The 15,796-nt window shown below is 75.4% G+C and carries 19 protein-coding genes; 3 read left to right on the top strand and 16 right to left on the bottom strand.

Annotation, left to right across the window (positions count from 1 at the left end):
* The first annotated feature begins 54 nt into the window (after positions 1 to 54).
* Positions 55 to 372 carry a DUF2631 domain-containing protein gene (locus tag LFA75_RS17975; protein ID WP_225234966.1) on the top strand — a complete coding sequence of 106 codons (318 nt, stop codon included), beginning with the start codon at positions 55 to 57 and terminating at the stop codon, positions 370 to 372.
* A gap of 44 nt (positions 373 to 416) precedes the next feature.
* Here LFA75_RS17975 and rlmN read toward each other — a convergent pair whose 3' ends face one another.
* Both rlmN and LFA75_RS17965 read right to left on the bottom strand, forming a co-directional pair.
* Positions 417 to 1,616, bottom strand: a complete 1,200-nt coding sequence (rlmN, locus tag LFA75_RS17970) for a 23S rRNA (adenine(2503)-C(2))-methyltransferase RlmN (RefSeq protein ID WP_225234965.1) — start codon at positions 1,614 to 1,616, stop codon at positions 417 to 419.
* Positions 1,617 to 2,321: 705 nt separating this feature from the next.
* On the bottom strand, positions 2,322 to 3,041 hold the full coding sequence (locus tag LFA75_RS17965) for a TrmH family RNA methyltransferase (RefSeq protein WP_225234964.1): 720 nt from the start codon (positions 3,039 to 3,041) through the stop codon (positions 2,322 to 2,324).
* 23 nt (positions 3,042 to 3,064) lie between these two features.
* On the opposite strand from LFA75_RS17965, the gene LFA75_RS17960 reads away from it, so the two are divergent.
* Positions 3,065 to 3,397, top strand: coding sequence for a DUF952 domain-containing protein (locus tag LFA75_RS17960; protein WP_225234963.1), 333 nt, complete (start codon positions 3,065 to 3,067; stop codon positions 3,395 to 3,397).
* On the opposite strand, the gene LFA75_RS17955 is transcribed toward LFA75_RS17960, so the two are convergent.
* From LFA75_RS17955 to rpsB, 5 genes are all read right to left on the bottom strand, one after another.
* Positions 3,394 to 4,461, bottom strand: a complete 1,068-nt coding sequence (locus LFA75_RS17955) for a phosphatidate cytidylyltransferase (RefSeq protein ID WP_225234962.1) — start codon at positions 4,459 to 4,461, stop codon at positions 3,394 to 3,396. The genes LFA75_RS17960 and LFA75_RS17955 overlap by 4 nt on opposite strands.
* Positions 4,462 to 4,483: 22 nt before the next feature.
* Positions 4,484 to 5,041 carry a ribosome recycling factor gene (gene frr / locus LFA75_RS17950; protein WP_225234961.1) on the bottom strand — a complete coding sequence of 186 codons (558 nt, stop codon included), beginning with the start codon at positions 5,039 to 5,041 and terminating at the stop codon, positions 4,484 to 4,486.
* Positions 5,042 to 5,097: 56 nt separating this feature from the next.
* Positions 5,098 to 5,871, bottom strand: coding sequence for a UMP kinase (pyrH, locus tag LFA75_RS17945; RefSeq protein WP_263639390.1), 774 nt, complete (start codon positions 5,869 to 5,871; stop codon positions 5,098 to 5,100).
* A 163-nt stretch (positions 5,872 to 6,034) separates the two neighbouring features.
* Complete coding sequence (gene tsf, locus LFA75_RS17940) at positions 6,035 to 6,850, bottom strand: translation elongation factor Ts (protein ID WP_225234960.1); 816 nt, start codon at positions 6,848 to 6,850, stop codon at positions 6,035 to 6,037.
* An 85-nt stretch (positions 6,851 to 6,935) separates the two neighbouring features.
* The gene (gene rpsB, locus LFA75_RS17935) at positions 6,936 to 7,898 is read right to left on the bottom strand and encodes a 30S ribosomal protein S2 (RefSeq protein ID WP_225234959.1); all 963 of its coding nucleotides are present in this window, start codon (positions 7,896 to 7,898) and stop codon (positions 6,936 to 6,938) included.
* Between the two features lie 328 nt (positions 7,899 to 8,226).
* Between rpsB and LFA75_RS17930 the strand changes: the two genes are divergently transcribed.
* Positions 8,227 to 8,730, top strand: a complete 504-nt coding sequence (locus LFA75_RS17930; RefSeq protein ID WP_225234958.1) for a M23 family metallopeptidase — start codon at positions 8,227 to 8,229, stop codon at positions 8,728 to 8,730.
* On the opposite strand, the gene LFA75_RS17925 is transcribed toward LFA75_RS17930, so the two are convergent.
* From LFA75_RS17925 to LFA75_RS17885, 9 genes are all read right to left on the bottom strand, one after another.
* On the bottom strand, positions 8,693 to 9,085 hold the full coding sequence (locus tag LFA75_RS17925) for a nuclear transport factor 2 family protein (RefSeq protein ID WP_225234957.1): 393 nt from the start codon (positions 9,083 to 9,085) through the stop codon (positions 8,693 to 8,695). The genes LFA75_RS17930 and LFA75_RS17925 overlap by 38 nt on opposite strands.
* On the bottom strand, positions 9,082 to 9,459 hold the full coding sequence (locus LFA75_RS17920; RefSeq protein ID WP_225234956.1) for a DUF4267 domain-containing protein: 378 nt from the start codon (positions 9,457 to 9,459) through the stop codon (positions 9,082 to 9,084). Before LFA75_RS17920 ends, LFA75_RS17925 begins: the two co-directional genes overlap by 4 nt.
* Positions 9,456 to 10,028, bottom strand: a complete 573-nt coding sequence (locus LFA75_RS17915) for a hypothetical protein (protein ID WP_225234955.1) — start codon at positions 10,026 to 10,028, stop codon at positions 9,456 to 9,458. Before LFA75_RS17915 ends, LFA75_RS17920 begins: the two co-directional genes overlap by 4 nt.
* Positions 10,025 to 10,657 carry a class I SAM-dependent methyltransferase gene (locus LFA75_RS17910; RefSeq protein WP_225234954.1) on the bottom strand — a complete coding sequence of 211 codons (633 nt, stop codon included), beginning with the start codon at positions 10,655 to 10,657 and terminating at the stop codon, positions 10,025 to 10,027. Before LFA75_RS17910 ends, LFA75_RS17915 begins: the two co-directional genes overlap by 4 nt.
* Positions 10,658 to 10,722: 65 nt before the next feature.
* Positions 10,723 to 11,517, bottom strand: a complete 795-nt coding sequence (whiG, locus tag LFA75_RS17905; protein WP_225234953.1) for an RNA polymerase sigma factor WhiG — start codon at positions 11,515 to 11,517, stop codon at positions 10,723 to 10,725.
* A gap of 50 nt (positions 11,518 to 11,567) precedes the next feature.
* Positions 11,568 to 12,524, bottom strand: a complete 957-nt coding sequence (locus LFA75_RS17900; protein WP_225234952.1) for a tyrosine recombinase XerC — start codon at positions 12,522 to 12,524, stop codon at positions 11,568 to 11,570.
* Positions 12,525 to 12,633: 109 nt separating this feature from the next.
* Entirely contained in the window at positions 12,634 to 13,863 is a 1,230-nt protein-coding gene (gene dprA / locus LFA75_RS17895; RefSeq protein WP_225234951.1) for a DNA-processing protein DprA, read from the bottom strand.
* On the bottom strand, positions 13,860 to 15,377 hold the full coding sequence (locus tag LFA75_RS17890) for a YifB family Mg chelatase-like AAA ATPase (protein WP_225234950.1): 1,518 nt from the start codon (positions 15,375 to 15,377) through the stop codon (positions 13,860 to 13,862). The genes dprA and LFA75_RS17890 overlap by 4 nt, the downstream gene beginning before the upstream one ends.
* Positions 15,377 to 15,757 carry a YraN family protein gene (locus LFA75_RS17885; protein ID WP_225234949.1) on the bottom strand — a complete coding sequence of 127 codons (381 nt, stop codon included), beginning with the start codon at positions 15,755 to 15,757 and terminating at the stop codon, positions 15,377 to 15,379. Before LFA75_RS17885 ends, LFA75_RS17890 begins: the two co-directional genes overlap by 1 nt.
* Between the last annotated feature and the right edge of the window lie 39 nt (positions 15,758 to 15,796).

The following is a 15,796-nucleotide window of genomic DNA, read 5'->3' as shown; positions in this document are numbered from 1 at the left end:
GCCGACCCGCCCGGCTGCCGGGTGCGGCGGGTGTGCGCCTGCCATGATGGGGCGGTGAGCGCGAACGACCACCTCGGCCAGCAGACCAGCGCGACCGTCGTCGCCCAGTCCAACCGCGAGGAGGCGATCGTCCGGGCGGGTTCCGAGCCGGTCCACGACATCGACCGCCCCGAGGACTGGGGCTGGCACGGCGAGACCGGCCGCAAGGGCCGCATCGGCGTCTTCGTCGCCGCGCTGGTGCTCTTCTCGATGCAGTTCACCAACCACGAGGGCGACGTCGAGAACATCTGGCTCAACGCCTTCGTCGTCATCCTGCTGGTGATCCTGGTGTGGGACTGGCGCCGCCGGAAGAACGCCTGGCGCTCCAAGTGACCGACCGGCTCCGTCCGCCCCGTGGGCGGACGGAGCCGAGCAGGTCAGTCGTCGGACTCGGCGCCCAGCTCCACGGTGGGCTCGAGCTGCGGCTGGGGCAGGGCCACGCCGGGCACACCGACGTCCTCGCTGGCCGCCAGCTGGCCGCACGCGCCGTCGATGTCCTGGCCCCTCGTGTCGCGCACCGTCGTCGAGACGCCGTGCGCGCGGAGCCGGGCCACGAACTCGCGCTGGGCCGGCAGCGGGCTGGCGTCCCACTGGCTCCCCGGCGTCGGGTTGAGCGGGATCAGGTTCACGTGCGCGAGCCGCTTGGCCAGCCGTGACCCGAGCAGGTCGGCCCGGAAGGGCTGGTCGTTGACGTCCCGGATCAGCGCGTACTCGATGGAGTACCGGCGACCGGTCTTCCGGGCGTAGGCGTCGGCGGCCTCGAGCACCTCGGTGACGTTCCACCGGGTGTTGACCGGCACCAGGGTGTTGCGCAGCTCGTCGTCGGGCGCGTGCAGGCTGACCGCCAGGGTCAGGTTGAGGCCCTCCTCGGTCAGCCGGCGGATCGCCGGGACCAGGCCCACGGTCGACACGGTGACCGAGCGCTGGGCCAGGCCCAGGCCGTAGGGCGCCGGCGCGAGCAGCGCGCCGAGGGTGGTGCGCACCCGGTTGTAGTTCGCCAACGGCTCGCCCATGCCCATGAAGACCACGTTGGACAACCGGCCGGGGCCCCCGGGGATCTCCCCGTTCGCCATCGCCGCGGCCGCCGCGACCGCCTGGCCGATGATCTCGGCCGCGGACAGGTTGCGGGTCAGCCCGCCCTGCCCGGTGGCGCAGAACGGGCAGGCCATGCCGCAGCCGGCCTGGCTGGAGATGCACACGGTGGCCCGGTCGGGGTAGCGCATGAGCACGCTCTCCACCAGGGCGCCGTCGTGCAGCCGCCAGAGGGTCTTGCGGGTCCGGCCGCCGTCCGCGCTCTGGTGCCGGACGACGGTCAGCAGCCCCGGCAGCAGCGCCTCGACGAGCTCGGTGCGGGTCGCCGCCGGCAGATCGGTCATCGCCGCGGGGTCGGTCACCCCGGCGTAGTAGTGCCGGGCGAGCTGGTCGGCCCGGAAGGCCGGGTGGCCCAGCTCGACGACGGCCGCGCGGGCCTGCTCGCGGGTCAGGTCGGCGAGGTGGCGCGGAGGCTTCGCCGCCCGGCGGGGGGCGTCGAAGACCAGGGGCAGCGGGGCCCGGGGAGCGGTGGTTTCAGCAGTCATGACCGCACCACTGTCCCACCGGCAGGTCCCCCGTGTCCTCGTCGGGACGGTGAGATCGGTCCCGGCTCAGGCCGGCGGGTCGGTCGTCGCCGGCCCGGCGGGGGCGGGTGGCGGCCCGGCCGCCGGCTCTTATANTGGATTGGACTGGAATGCAATGGAATCGAATAGATTGGAAACGGAATGCAAAGGAATGGAATGGAATAGTATGGAATGCAATGGAAGGGAATGGAGTGGAATAGACTAGAGTGGAGGGGAATGGTCGGCAACGCAAGAGGTTGAAAAGGAACGGGGGCGGCCCCGCCCCGCCGACCGTCCCCGCGGTGCCCGCCGCGGCGGGGACGGCGGCGGACGCGGGTGCCGGGGCCGTCGGGCTGCCCAGCGACGCCAGGACGGCGGCGAGGACGACCAGCACCACCGCACCGGTGGCCACGACCAGGCGGCCCACCGAGCCCGGGGACCGGGCAGGGGACGGGTCGACCTCCGGGACCTCCGGGACGGGGTCCCCGGCGGCGTCGGACGGGGCGACGGCGTCCCCCGCGGTGAGCCACTCGGGCAGCCAGCCGTCGTCCCAGGCCGGTCCGGGCCGCGGCACCACGGAGCTGCTCACGGGACCTCCCTCCGGCCCGGCGGGTCCCGGACGCAGGCCATGCTGACCGACCACCGGCGCCCGACGCGGGAGGCGCCACGGCCCGGGCCGGGGTGCGGTCAGCCGCCGTGACCGGTGGGGCTGGTGTGCTGCCGGATCCAGGCGTGCATCGCGATCCCGGCCGCCACCCCGGCGTTCAGCGACCGGGTGGACCCGAACTGGGCGATCGACACCGTCAGGTCCGCGCCGGCCCGCGCCTCGGGGGTGAGGCCGGGTCCCTCCTCGCCGAAGAGCAGCACGCAGGCCGCCGGCAGGTCGGCGGTCTCCAGCGGGACGGTGCCCGGGCCGTTGTCCACCGCGACCACGGCCAGCCCCTCGGCGTGGGCGTGGTCCAGCAGCCCGGCGACGTCGGGGTGGTGGCGCAGGTGCTGGTAGCGGTCGGTGACCATGGCCCCCCGGCGGTTCCAGCGGCGGCGGCCGACCACGTGGACCTCGGCGGCCAGGAACGCGTTGGCGGTGCGCACCACCGTCCCGATGTTCAGGTCGTGGCCGAAGTTCTCGATCGCCACGTGGAAGGGGTGCCGCCTGCGGTCCAGGTCGGCCACCACCGCCTCGAGGGTCCAGTACCGGTAGCCGTCGACGACGTTGCGCCGGTCGCCCTCGGCCAGCAGCTGCGGGTCGTACCGGGGGTCCGTGGGCCACGGCCCTGGCCACGGACCGACCCCGACCGACGTCGGCCACTCGGTGGGGCCGGGCTCGTCGACCTGGCCGGGCTCGTCGATCGGACCGGGCTCGTCGATCGGACCGGGGTCATCGGTGGCGTCGGGCTGCTGGTCCATCGCGGGCAGCCTAGGTTGGCCGCGTGTTGCTGCACCTGTGCACCGTCGAGGACTGGGACACCGCTGCTGCGCGGGGCGGTGTCGACCCGCTGCCCGAGGTCGGCTTCGTCCACCTGTCGACACCCGACCAGGTCCACCTGCCGGCCCAGCGGCTGTTCGCCGGCCGGGACGACGTCCTGCTGCTCGTGGTGGACGAGGACCGGCTGACCGACCCGGTGCGCTACGAGCCCGGCGTCCCCGGTGACCCGGAGTCCATGCGCTTCCCGCACCTCTACGGCCCGCTGCCCGCCGCCGCGGTGGTGCGGACCGTGCCGTGGCCGGAGCCGCGGACGGCGACCGACCTGCCGGCGCTCTAGCCCGGGACGATCGCGGTGAGCAGCAGGTAGGCCACCACGGCCGAGGGCAGCAGCGAGTCCATCCGGTCCATCAGGCCGCCGTGCCCGGGCAGCATCGTGCCCATGTCCTTGATGCCGAGGTCGCGCTTGATCAGGGACTCCGCCAGGTCGCCGAGGGTGGCGGTGGCCGCCATGGCCACCCCGAAGGCGATGCCGCCCCACCAGGGCCCGTGGAAGGTGAGCGTGATGACCAGGGTGCCGATGACCGCGCACGCCAGCACGGAGCCCGCGAAGCCCTCCCACGACTTCTTGGGGCTGATCGACTTGGCCATCGGGTGCTTGCCGAACAGCACGCCGGCGGCGAAGCCGCCGACGTCGCTGCAGACCACGGTGGCGATGAACAGCAGCACCCGGGCCGTGCCGTCCGCCGGGGTCAGCAGCAGGACGGCGAACCCGGCCAGCAACGGGACGTACAGCGCCACCAGAACCGCCGCGGAGGCGTCGCGCAGGTAGCCCACCGGGCCGTCGCCCAGCCGCCAGAGCAGCACGGCCAGCACGGTGAGCAGGAAGGCGACGACCAGGCCCGAGGCGCCGCGGGTCCAGGCCAGGCCCACCATCAGCAGCCCGCCGACCAGCACCGGCGGCAGCGGCGGCCGGTAGCCGCCCCGGTCCAGCGCCCGCACCAGCTCGGTCACGCTGACCACCACGGCCAGCGCCACGACCAGCAGGAACGAGGGCCGGTACAGGAACAGGGAGGCGATGACCACCGCCCCCATGCCGGCGCCGACCCCGATCGCCGCACCCAGGTTGCGCCCGGTCCGGCTGGTCCGCGGTGCCCCGCTGGGGGTGTCGGCCGGCGGCTCGCCGGTGGCCTCGGCGCCCAGGGCGTCGGGCAGCGCGGTCAGCGGGGGCTCGTCGCCGTCGTCGGCGGGGCTGGCCGGTGGCGGGATCTCGGGCCGGGGGCCGTCCGCGGCCGGCGCCGGCCGGCCGACCAGCGGCAGGGCCTCGGTGGTGGGCTCGGCCAGCCGGGAACGGCCGGAGCCCGGTCCGTCGGGACCGGGCTGCGGGTGCGGTGAGGAGGCCATCGGCGGTGGCGGCGGGGGTCGGTCAGACCTCGAGCAGCTCGGCTTCCTTGTTCTTCATCGCGTCGTCGATGCCGGTGATGTGCTGGGCGGTGAGGTCATCGAGCTCCTTCTCCGCGCGGCGCACCTCGTCCTCGCCGGCCTCGCCGTCCTTGTTGATCCGGTCCAGCTCCTCCTTGGCCCGGCGGCGGACGTTGCGGATCGCGATCTTGGCGTCCTCGCCCTTGCTGCGGGCCTGCTTGACCAGGTCGCGGCGACGCTCCTCGGTCAGCTGCGGGAAGTTGACCCGGATCAGCTGGCCGTCGTTGGTCGGGTTGACGCCCAGGTCGGAGTTGCGGATCGCCTTCTCGATGGCGCCCAGCTGGCCGGCGTCGTAGGGCTTGATGACCGCCATGCGGGCCTCGGGCACGGTGATGGAGGCCATCTGCGGGACCGGGGTCATCGCGCCGTAGTACTCGACCACGATGCGGTTGAACATCGACGGGGCGGCCCGGCCGGTGCGCACGGAGCCGAGGTCCTCGCGGGCCACGGAGAGCGCCTTGTCCATCCTGTCCTCGGCGTCGAGCAGGGTGTCGTCGATCACGTTGTTCTCCTCCTGCGGCCCTGCGGCCGGTCTGTTCTGGTCGTGCGGGCTGGGCCTCAGGCGGACCGGCTGATCAGCGTGCCGATCCTCTCACCCGCCACCGCGCGGGCGATGTTGCCGTCACGGAGCAGGTTGAACACGACGATCGGCATGCGGTTGTCCATGCACAGGCTGATCGCGGTCGCGTCGGCGACGGCCAGCTGGTCGGTGAGCACCGTGGCGTAGTCCAGGTCGGTGTACATCGTGGCGGCAGGGTTGGTGCGGGGGTCGTCGTCGTAGACGCCGTCCACCCCGTTCTTGGCCATCAGCAGCACCTGGCACTCGATCTCCAGGGCCCGCTGGGCGGCCACGGTGTCGGTGGAGAAGTACGGCATGCCGGCGCCGGCGCCGAAGATGACCACGCGGCCCTTCTCCAGGTGCCGCATGGCCTTGCGCGGGATGTAGGGCTCGGCGACCTGGCCCATCGTGATGGCGGTCTGCACCCGGGTCTCGATGCCGGCCTTCTCGCAGAAGTCCTGCAGCGCCAGGCAGTTCATGACCGTGCCGAGCATGCCCATGTAGTCGGCGTGCCCGCGGTCCATGCCCGCCTGCGAGAGCTCGGCGCCGCGGAAGAAGTTGCCGCCGCCGACGACGATGGCCACCTGGGTGCCCCGGGAGACGACGACGGCCAGCTGCTCGGCGATGTCGCGGATGATGGTCGGGTCGACCCCGACGCCACCTCCGCCGAAGGCCTCACCGGAGAGCTTGAGCAGCACCCGGTCGTAGCCGCCGGCCCCGGCGGCCTGGAAGGCGGTGGGGGCCGAGAGCGGCAGTGCGGGGGTCTGGGTCACGTGGTCCTCATCCGTGGCGACGTGCTGGGACGGCCCCGTCACGGGGACGGGATGCTTCGACGATCCTGCCGCATCGCGTGCCCGGCGGCAGCGGCGGGCGGACGCGCCACCGGCCCCGCTCCCGGGCGGGAGCGGGGCCGGTGGCGACGTGCGGGTCCTGCTGTCAGCTCTGGCCGACCTCGAACCGGGCGAACCGGTCGACGGTCAGGCCGGCCTCGTCGATGACCTGCTTCACCGTGCGCTTGGGCTCGGTGATGGAGGGCTGCTCGAGGAGCACGAAGTCCTTGTAGAAGGAGTTCACCCGACCCTCGACGATCTTGGTGATCGCCTGCTCCGGCTTGCCCTCCTCCTTCGCGGTCTGCTCGGCGACGCGGCGCTCGGTCTCGACGGCCTCGGCCGGGACCTCGTCGCGGGTGAGGAAGCGCGGACGGGCGGCGGCGATGTGCATCGCCAGCGACCGGGCGGCCTCCTCGGTGCCTGAGGAGTACTGCACCGCGACGCCGATGGCCGGGGGCAGGTCCGTGGCCCGCTTGTGCAGGTAGACCGCGGTCGGGCCGTCGAAGACGGTGAAGCGGGAGAGCACGAGCTTCTCGCCGATGCGGGCGGACTCGCCCTCGACGAGCTTCTCCACGGTCTGGCCGTCGACCTCGGTGGCCAGCAGCGCGGCGGCGTCGGCCGGCTTGCTCTGCAGCGCGATGTCGAGCAGACGCTCGGCCAGCGCGGCGAAGTCGGTGTTCTTGGCGACGAAGTCGGTCTCGCAGTCGAGCTCGAGCATCGCGCCGTCGCGGGTGACGACCAGGCCGTTGGTGGTCGAGCGCTCCAGGCGCTTGCCCACGTCCTTGGCGCCCTTGACGCGCAGGAGCTCGACGGCCTTGTCGTAGTCGCCGTCGGACTCGGTCAGGGCCTTCTTGCAGTCCATCATGCCGGCGCCGGTGGCGTCGCGCAGACGCTTGACGTCGGTCGCTGTGACAGCAGCCATGTCACTTCCTCTTCTGTGCTGGGTGTGGGGGGACATGCCGCGGCGCCGCCGTCCGCCCGGGTGGACGGACGGCGGCGCCGTCGGGTCACGCCTGGGTGGTGCTGTCCTGCACGATCTCGGTGACGGCCGGGTCGCCGGCGTTCGGCGCCTGGTCGGCCTCGGTCACCGCGGGGACCTCGGCAGGGGTCTCCGCCGGGGTCTCGGCAGCGGCGTCGGCCGGGACCGAGCTGTCGGCCGGCGCAGCGGCGTCGGCGCCCTGACCACCGGTCAGCAGCTCCTTCTCCCAGTCGGCCAGCGGCTCGGCGTCGGCGGCGGCCGGCGCAGCGCCGTCCTCACCGCGACCGGCGTTGGCCTGCGCGGCGGAGCGGGCCATGAGGCCCTCGGCGACGGCGTCGGCGATCACCCGGGTGAGCAGGGCGGCGCTGCGGATCGCGTCGTCGTTGCCCGGGATCTTGTAGTCGACCTCGTCGGGGTCGCAGTTGGTGTCCAGGATCGCCACGACGGGGATGCCCAGCTTGCGGGCCTCGCCGACGGCGATGTGCTCCTTCTTGGTGTCCACGACCCAGACGGCGCTGGGGACCTTCTTCATGTCGCGGATACCGCCGAGGGAGCGCTCCAGCTTGGCCTTCTCGCGGGAGAGGACCAGCTGCTCCTTCTTGGACAGGCTGACCAGCGAACCGGTCTGCTCGAGGTCCTCGAGCTCCTTGAGGCGCTCCAGCCGCTTGTAGACGGTCTGGAAGTTGGTGAGCATCCCGCCCAGCCAGCGCTGGTTCACGTAGGGCATGCCGACGCGGGTCGCCTGCTCGGCGATGGCCTCCTGGGCCTGGCGCTTGGTCCCGATGAACATGATCGAACCGCCGTGGGCGACGGTCTGCTTCACGAACTCGTAGGCCTGGTCGATGTAGCCCAGCGTCTGCTGGATGTCGATGATGTAGATGCCGTTGCGCTCGGTGAAGATGAAGCGCTTCATCTTCGGGTTCCAGCGACGGGTCTGGTGCCCGAAGTGGACCCCGCTGTCGAGCAGGTTCTTCATGCTGACGACTGCCACGTGGCGCCGCCTCTCTGTGTGCACGCGCGGCACCCGACCCTCCGGCCGGTCCACCGCGCTACTCGGTTGTCGCGGGCACCGGGTGGTGCACCGCCCTGGCGTCCTGAGCGGGCCACTCCCCCGCCGGAGCGGGACCGAGGTGGCATCCGCCCCACCGCGTGGCGGTGGGAGGAGGACGCGCGAAGTCGACCGGTCGCGAGACCGGTCGCAGGGGCGAGCATACCCGCACCCCGGGGACCTCCGACCGCGGTCCTCCACAGCCGGGCCCGCCGTCCACAGCCGGGCCTCGCCGGCCCTGCCGGGCGGTCCTCCGCGGCACCCTGCGGTCATGCCCGTGCTGCGCCTGGTCCTGCTCGCCGCGCTGACCGGCGCCCTGCTCACCGGGGCCGCCCCGGCGGTGGCCGCGCCGCCCGTGCCGGTCGGGACCTACGGCTGGCCGCTGGCGGGGACGCCGTCGGTGACCCGCCCGTTCGCACCGCCGGCCAGCACGTACGGGCCCGGCCACCGCGGGGTGGACCTGGCCGGCCCGGCCGGTGCCCCGGTGCTCGCCGCGGGCGCGGGCGTGGTGGCCTTCGCCGGCATGGTGGCCGGCCGACCGGTGGTCAGCGTCGACCACCCCGACGGCGTCCGGACCACCTACGAGCCGGTGCAGCCGACCGTGGCGGCCGGGCAGCCGGTGGCCCGGGGCGCACCGGTCGGCGTGCTGCTGGCCGGTCACGCGGGCTGCCCGGTCGAGGCCTGCCTGCACTGGGGTGCCCGGACCGGGGAGACCTACCTGGACCCGCTGCTGCTGCTCACCCCTCCGGGGGTGCGGCTGCTGCCGTGGGGCTGAGCGGCGTGCCCTGGTGGAACCAGATCTGCCAGCGGTCGCCCGTGCGCCGCCAGACCGAGCTGCGCCCCACGGCCACCCCGTCGCGCTCGGTGCGGTAGGTCAGGTGGACGACGTCGTCGGCCAGCCGGGTGCCGCCCATGCCGGACACCACCAGCTCGACGCCGGCCAGGGACAGCTCCCCCGCCATCGCCGCCACGATCTCCGGCCTGGTCCAGACCCGGCCGGAGGACCCGAACTCCACGAAGTCCGGGTGCAGGAGCTCCCCGGCCTGCGCCGAGGACCGCACCTGCGGCCGCAGCAGGGCGAGCTCGCCCTCGACCGCCTGGCGCACCCCGTCGTCGGTCGGCGTGCTCACCGACGGTGCCAGCGCAGGGCCCCGGCAGCGCTGGTGGCGAGGACCAGCAGGGACAGCACCGCGCTGCGGGTCGCGGTGTCGGACTTCCGCGTGGCCACCAGGACCGCAGCCGCGTCGATGCCGGTCAGCAGCAGGGTCACCTCGGTGGTGCGCTGCGCCTGGGGAGGCGGGCTGACCAGCAGGGCCGCACCCATGGCGATGTTGCGGGCGGCGGCGAGCCGGACCAGCAACGGCAGGGCGCGGTCGTGCTCCGTCGCCCGGGGGTGCACCCCGAGCAGCCGGGCCGTCCGCCGCGGTGCGAACAGGGCGACCGTGCCCAGCCACATCGAGAGGGAGCCGACGGACAGGCGGGTGGTGGCCCAGGGATCGGTCATGGCTCCCCGGTAACCCGGTCGCCCCCGTCCCGAACCCTGCCGGCGCCGACCAGCACCAGGACCAGCGCCAGGAAGGGCAAGGTGGCGGCGCTGGCCACGACGTCGCTGACGGTGGCGACGGCGAAGGCACCGACGTCCGGGTCCCGCAGCGGGCCGATCACCTGGCCCGCCCCGAGCGCCGCGACCGAGGCCGGCAGGGTGAGGACCGCCGACACCGCACCCCCGGCGACGACCCCGGCCAGCACCGTCGCCGGTGCCGCACGGACCGCCCGCAGGCCCACCCGCGTGCCCCGGGCGAGGGCCCCGCGGCGACGCGCCACCCCTCCCTCGGGCAGGTCCACCAGGGCACCGGTGACCCACAGCTGCGCGAGGACCGCGGTCAGCACGCCGACGACGTCGACCGCCAGCGCGTGCCAGCGGCTGGGGTCGTCCCGGACCAGGAGCTGACGGACGACGTCGGGGACGGTGTTGACCGCCGTGGCCAGCGCGGCGGTCAGGTAGGCGGTGCGGCGGTGGCGGACCAGCAGGCGGAGCGCCCGGGTCAGCACGTCCCGCGGCGACCCGGTCACCGGCGGGTGGCCACGCCCAGCAGCCACCGTCCCCCGACCCGGCTGCGGTGCGTCCGCGCGGGGACGTCGAAGCCGGCCTCCTCCAGCCCGCGGAGCAGGTCGTCCTCGGTGAACCGGTCCGTCGGGTGCCGGGAGACCAGGCGGAACCACCGGGCGTCGATCAACGCCGACGTCAGCTCGGCGTAGGCCAGCTGCCCGCCGGGCCGGAGCACCCGGGCGTACTCGGCGACCACGGCCGGCCAGTCCGGGACGTGGTGCAGCGTGTGCATCGAGACCACGAGGTCCTGGCTGGCGGAGTCCACCGGCAGCGCAGTCGCGTCGGCGCGCTCGACGGTGACCCGGTCGCCCAGGTCGGCCAGGGCACGCCGGGCCGCCTCGACCGAGGCCGGGTGCAGGTCGACCGCGCGGACCGCGGTGGCGCCCAGGGCTGTGACCGCGACCCGCGCACCGAGGCCGCGGCGGCCGGGGCCGACGTCCAGGCACCGGGCCCCGTGCGCACCCAGGCGGGCCAGCGCCGCCCCCTCGACCCGCAGGCCCAGCTCGTACCGCAGGCGTGAGTCCACCCAGAGCGGGGTGGCGTCGACGACGGTGGGCGGGGCGGGGCGGCGGGGTCCGGTCAGCTGGTCCACCACGGCGCGCTACCCGGGTCGAGGGGGGTGCTACGCCGGGATGTGGCCCCCGGCGGTACCGGCGCTCAGGCGATGTCGGCGAGCTTGGTGCGCAGGTGCAGCACGGCCTTGGTGTGCAGCTGGCAGATCCGGCTCTCGGTCACCCCGAGCACCCGGCCGATCTCGGCCAGGGTGAGGCCCTCGAAGTAGTAGAGGCTCACGACGACCTTCTCCCGGTCGGGCAGCTGCTCCACCGCGCGGGCCAGCAGCTGGCGGGCCTCGCCGTGCTCGGCCATCGCCTGCGGGTCCAGCGCGGAGGTGTCCTTGAGGGTGTCGACCAGCCGCGGCGCGCCGCCGTCGTCGTCGCCCAGGAGCTCGTCGAGGGCCACCACGTTGACCAGCGAGAGCTGGCCGAGGAACTTGCGGATCTCCTCCACCTCGACGCCCATCGCGTCGGCGACCTCGCTGTCGGTGGGGCTGCGCTGCAGCGTGGTCTCCAGCGACGCCACGGTGCGCTCGAACTCCCGGGCCTTCATCCGCACCGAGCGCGGGATCCAGTCGGTGGAGCGCAGCTCGTCGATGATCGCGCCGCGGATGCGGGCCATCGCGTAGCTCTCGAACTTGACCTCGCGCGAGGGCTCGTAGCGGCTGATCGCGTCGATCAGGCCGAACGTGCCGTAGGAGACCAGGTCGGCCTGCTCCACGTGCGCGGGGAGGCCGGAGCCGACCCGCCCGGCCACGTACTTGACCAGGGGGGCGTAGTGCAGGATCAGCCGGTCCCGCAGGCCGCCGTCCCGGCCCGCGACGTACCGGGCCCACAGGTCGGCCAGCGCGGCGTCCGCGTCCCGGGCCGCCTGGTCGTCCACCCGGGCCTCAGCCACGCGAGCGCTCCTGTGCCGTGCTGGTCGTCCCCGTCACCGTGTGCTCCTCCTCAGGCCCGCGGATGGGCTGCCGCATGGACCGCCCGGAGCCGCTCGACCGTCACGTGCGTGTAGATCTGCGTCGTCGCGAGGCTAGCGTGACCGAGCAGCTCCTGGACCGACCGCAGGTCCGCGCCCCCCTCCAGCACGTGCGTGGCGGCTGAGTGCCGCAGCCCGTGCGGGCCCAGCTCGGGCGCCCCGGGCACCGCCGCGGTGGCCGCGTGCACCACCCGGCGCACCTCCCGGGGGTCGATCCGCGCGCCGCGCACGCCCAGCAGCAGCGCCGGTCCGCTGCCCTCGCGGGCCAGCAGCGGGCGGCCGTCGGCCAGCCAGCGGCGCAGTGCCTGCTCGGCCGGGACGCCGAACGGGACGCTGCGCTCCTTGCGGCCCTTGCCCAGCACCCGCAGCAGCCGCCGGCCGTGGTCCACGTCGTCGACGTCCAGGCCGACCAGCTCGGCCACCCGGATGCCGCTGGCGTAGAGCAGGTCCACGGCCAGCGCGTCGCGCAGCGCGAGGGCGGCCTCGGCGGGCGGGGCGTCCGCGGCCACCGGGCGGGGCACCTCGGCCACCGCCCGCGCCTGGTCGGCGGTCAGCACGTCGGGGAGGGTGCGGTGCGCCCGGGGGCTGGCCAGCCGCAGGCCGACGTCCTCCGTCGTCAGGCCGCTGCGCCGCAGGTGGGCGGTGAACCCGCGCGCGGAGGCGGCGCGGCGGGCGGTGGTGGCCCGGCTGTCGCCCCGGGTGCGCCCGAGCGCCAGCCAGCTGCGCAGCGCCGCGAGGTCCAGGTCGGTCACCCGGGTCCCGCCCAGGCGCACCAGGTGGTCCAGCAGCGAGACCACGTCACCGGTGTAGGCGCGGACCGTGTGCGCGGACAGGTCCCGCCCGGCGACCAGGTGCTCGACCCAGGCGTCCAGCGGCTCGGCCAGCGTCGGCGGCAGCGCCGCACGCGCCAGGGCGGTCCGGCTGGTCATGACGGCGAGCCTGCGCGAGGCCGCCCCGGCTGGTCAACCGGCCACGCCGCGCACGCCATCCCCTCGGGCACGCAGGTGCAGGCCCCCGGGTGAGCGCCGTCGCAGCCGATCACCGAGCGTGCACCGTCGAGCTCCTCCCCCGCGCCCCCCGCCAGCCGGTGCCGGTGCGCTCGACCAGCCCGTGCAGCTCCAGCACCGGGAGCACCCGCAGCGCGTCGAGCTCGGCGCAGCCGGCGATCGCGGCCAGCCGCTCGGGCGGCACGCCGACCCGCACCGGGCAGGCGTCCAGCACCCGCCGGGCCACGTCGGGCAGGTCGTCGCGGACGTCGTCGGGCCGCGCGGGCGGGTCGGCCAGGTCGACCCCCAGCTCCCCCACCGCCTCCAGCACCTCGGCGGCCGAGCTGACCAGCTGCACACCGTCGTCGGCGCGCAGCAGCTGGTGGCAGCCCACGCTCATCGCGCTGGTGACCGGGCCGGGGACGGCCATCACCACCTTGCCCAGGCCGCGGGCCCGGTGGGCGGTGGCCTGCGCGCCCGACCTGGCCGCCGCCTCGACCACCACCGTGCCGGCGGTCAGCGCCGCGATCAGCCGGTTGCGGACCAGGAAGCGGTGCCCCAGCGACGCGCAGCCCGGCGGCCACTCGCTGACCAGCAGGCCCTCGGCCAGCACGGCGGCGAACAGCGCCTCGTGCTGCCGCGGGTAGACCCGGTCGACCCCGCACGCCAGCACCGCCACCGTCGTGCCGCCGGCGGCCAGCGCGCCGCGGTGCGCGGCGGCGTCGATGCCCAGCGCTCCCCCGGACACCGTCGACCACCCGCGGTCGGCCAGCCCGGCGGCGAGGTCGGCGGCCACGTGGTTGCCGTAGGCGGTGCTCGCCCGGGACCCCACCACGGCCACCGACCGGACCGTGGCGTGGTCCAGCCGCGGCCGCCCCCGCACCCACAGCGCCAGCGGGGGCACCAGCGCCGTCGTCCGGTCGCCGCCCTGGGCCCCGCCCGCGGCGGCGACGGTCAGGCAGTGCAGGGCCACCGTCGGCCACTCCTCGTCCTCCGGGGTGACCAGCCGCGCGCCGATCCGGGCCGCGGCCGCCAGGTCGTCGGCCGTGCGGTCCTCGGCCAGCCGGGAGCCGGCGAGGGCGAGCACCCGGGGCGGCGCAGACCCCCGCAGCAGGGCGCGGACGGCGGCGACCGGACCCTGCTGCTCCACCCAGCGCACCACCTCCGCCGCGCCCGGCTCGAAGGCGCGGGACAGCCACGCCCGCGCGCGGCGCGACCGCCCGGGTTCGTCGGCGTCCCCGGCGAGGGCGGCCGGCAGCGGGCCGCCCGGCACCGCGCTCACGCCGCTGCCCCGGTCAGCCGCAGCCCCAGGGCCTCGGCCACCTCGTCGGCCCCGGGGACGGCCCGGCCGGCCAGGTCGGCGATCGTCCAGGACACCCGGATCACCCGGTCCAGCCCCCGCACCGACAGCGCGCCGCGCTCGAGGGCGCGCTCGGCCAGCTGCAGCGCACCCCGCGGCACCGGCCACCTCTCGCGCAGCAGCCGTCCGGGCACCTCGGCCGTCGTCCGCAGGCCGGTGCCGGCCAGCCGGTCGGCCGCGGCGGCGCGGGCCTGCTCCACCCGGGTGGCGACGGCGGCCGTCGACTCCGGCGTGGTGCGGCCGTCCAGCCAGCCGGCCCGGGTGACCGGCGGCAACTGCACCCGGAGGTCGACCCGGTCCAGCAGCGGGCCCGACAGCCGCGCGGCGTACCGGCGGCGCTCGACCGAGCCGCAGGTGCAGGACGCGTCGCCGGCCGGGGAGGCGCAGGGGCACGGGTTGGCGGCCAGGACGAGCTGGGAGCGGCACGGGAAGGTGGCCGACCCGTGCGCCCGGTGGATGGTCACCGTGCCCCGCTCGAGCGGCTGGCGGAGGGTGTCCAGCACCGCCCGCGGGAACTCGGGCGCCTCGTCCAGGAAGAGGACGCCGGCGTGCGCCCGGGACAGCGCGCCGGGCCGGATCTGCCCGGAGCCGCCGCCGACCAGGCTGACCGCGGTCGCCGAGTGGTGCGGCGCCTCGAACGGCGGCCGGGTGATCAGCGGTGCACCGGGCGGCAGCGTGCCGGCCACCGACGCGATCGCGGTGACCTCGGTCGCCAGGTCGTCGGCCAGCGCCGGCAGCAATCCGGGCAGCCGCTCGGCGAGCATGGTCTTGCCCGCACCCGGTGGACCGGACAGGAACAGGTGGTGCCCGCCCGCCGCGGCCACCTCCAGTGCCCGGCGGCCGGTGGCCTGACCGACCACGTCGGACAGGGCGGGCCCCGGCGCGGGCGGGCCACGGGGACGGCGCCGGTGCGGCGCCACCCGGACCCGGCCGGCCAGGTGGGCGAGGACCTCGGCCAGCTCGCCGACCGCCAGCACCTCCACCCCGGGCACCAGGGACGCCTCGTCGGCGTTGGCCCGGGCCACCACCACCCGGGTGCGCCCGGTCCGCGAGGCGGCCAGGACGGCCGGGAGAACGCCCCGCACGGCGCGGACCGAGCCGTCGAGCCCGAGCTCGCCCAGGAACACCAGGTCGTCCAACCCGGTGCGCGGCACCACCTGGCACGCGGCCAGCAGCCCGACCGCGATGGCCATGTCGAACCCGCTGCCCTGCTTGGGCATCGAGGCCGGGGACAGCCCGATCGTGAACTTGCGCTGCGGCAGGGCGTGGCCGACGTTGCCCAGCGCCGCGCGGACGCGGTCCAGCGACTGGCGGACCACGGCGTCGGGCAGGCCGACCAGGGCGATGCCCGGCAGGCCCTGCGCGTTGTCCACCTCGACCTCGACGGGCGTGCCGGTGACGCCGGCCAGACCCACCGACCAGGTGCGGGCCAGCATCAGAACGCTGCCCGGTGGTGGGTGACCTGGACCGGGCGGCCGGGCAGGGCCAGCACGGCGACGACGTCGAACCGCAGCTGCGCGGCGTGCGCCTCGTGCGCCTGCAGCCACAACCCGGACAGCGTCCGCAGCCGGCGGCGCTTGACCGCCGTGACCGCCTCGGCCGGGACGCCGTAGCCGGTGCCGCGCCGGGTCTTCACCTCGCAGAACACCAGCGCGTCGGCCTCGCGGGCCACCACGTCGAGCTCCCCGCGGGCGTGCCGCCAGTTGCGGTCCAGCACGAGCAGGCCGTGGTCGGTGAGGTACCGGACGGCGATGTCCTCGCCGAGGGCGCCGAGCTGGGACCTGGTGAGCGGTGGACGGGCGGGAGGTGGGGGCACCCCGTCACCGTTCCGCGCACACGTGCTCCGCGGGGTGCC

Origin of the sequence: Klenkia terrae, from assembly GCF_900491935.1 — a bacterium.
Classification (GTDB): domain Bacteria; phylum Actinomycetota; class Actinomycetes; order Mycobacteriales; family Geodermatophilaceae; genus Klenkia; species Klenkia terrae.
Note: the sequence above shows the minus strand (reverse complement) of the source record. Positions and strands in the feature narration are given on the sequence as shown.

Excerpts from the sequence above, each read along its gene's own strand:
- rlmN (WP_225234965.1), bottom strand. The coding sequence starts at position 1,616 with ATGACTGCTGAAACCACCGCTCCCCGGGCCCCGCTGCCCCTGGTCTTC.
- LFA75_RS17920 (WP_225234956.1), bottom strand. The coding sequence starts at position 9,459 with ATGACCGATCCCTGGGCCACCACCCGCCTGTCCGTCGGCTCCCTCTCG.
- LFA75_RS17955 (WP_225234962.1), bottom strand. The coding sequence starts at position 4,461 with ATGGCCTCCTCACCGCACCCGCAGCCCGGTCCCGACGGACCGGGCTCC.
- LFA75_RS17930 (WP_225234958.1), top strand. The coding sequence starts at position 8,227 with ATGCCCGTGCTGCGCCTGGTCCTGCTCGCCGCGCTGACCGGCGCCCTG.
- LFA75_RS17965 (WP_225234964.1), bottom strand. The coding sequence starts at position 3,041 with ATGGACCAGCAGCCCGACGCCACCGATGACCCCGGTCCGATCGACGAG.
- LFA75_RS17900 (WP_225234952.1), bottom strand. The coding sequence starts at position 12,524 with ATGACCAGCCGGACCGCCCTGGCGCGTGCGGCGCTGCCGCCGACGCTG.
- LFA75_RS17890 (WP_225234950.1), bottom strand. The coding sequence starts at position 15,377 with ATGCTGGCCCGCACCTGGTCGGTGGGTCTGGCCGGCGTCACCGGCACG.
- tsf (WP_225234960.1), bottom strand. The coding sequence starts at position 6,850 with ATGGCTGCTGTCACAGCGACCGACGTCAAGCGTCTGCGCGACGCCACC.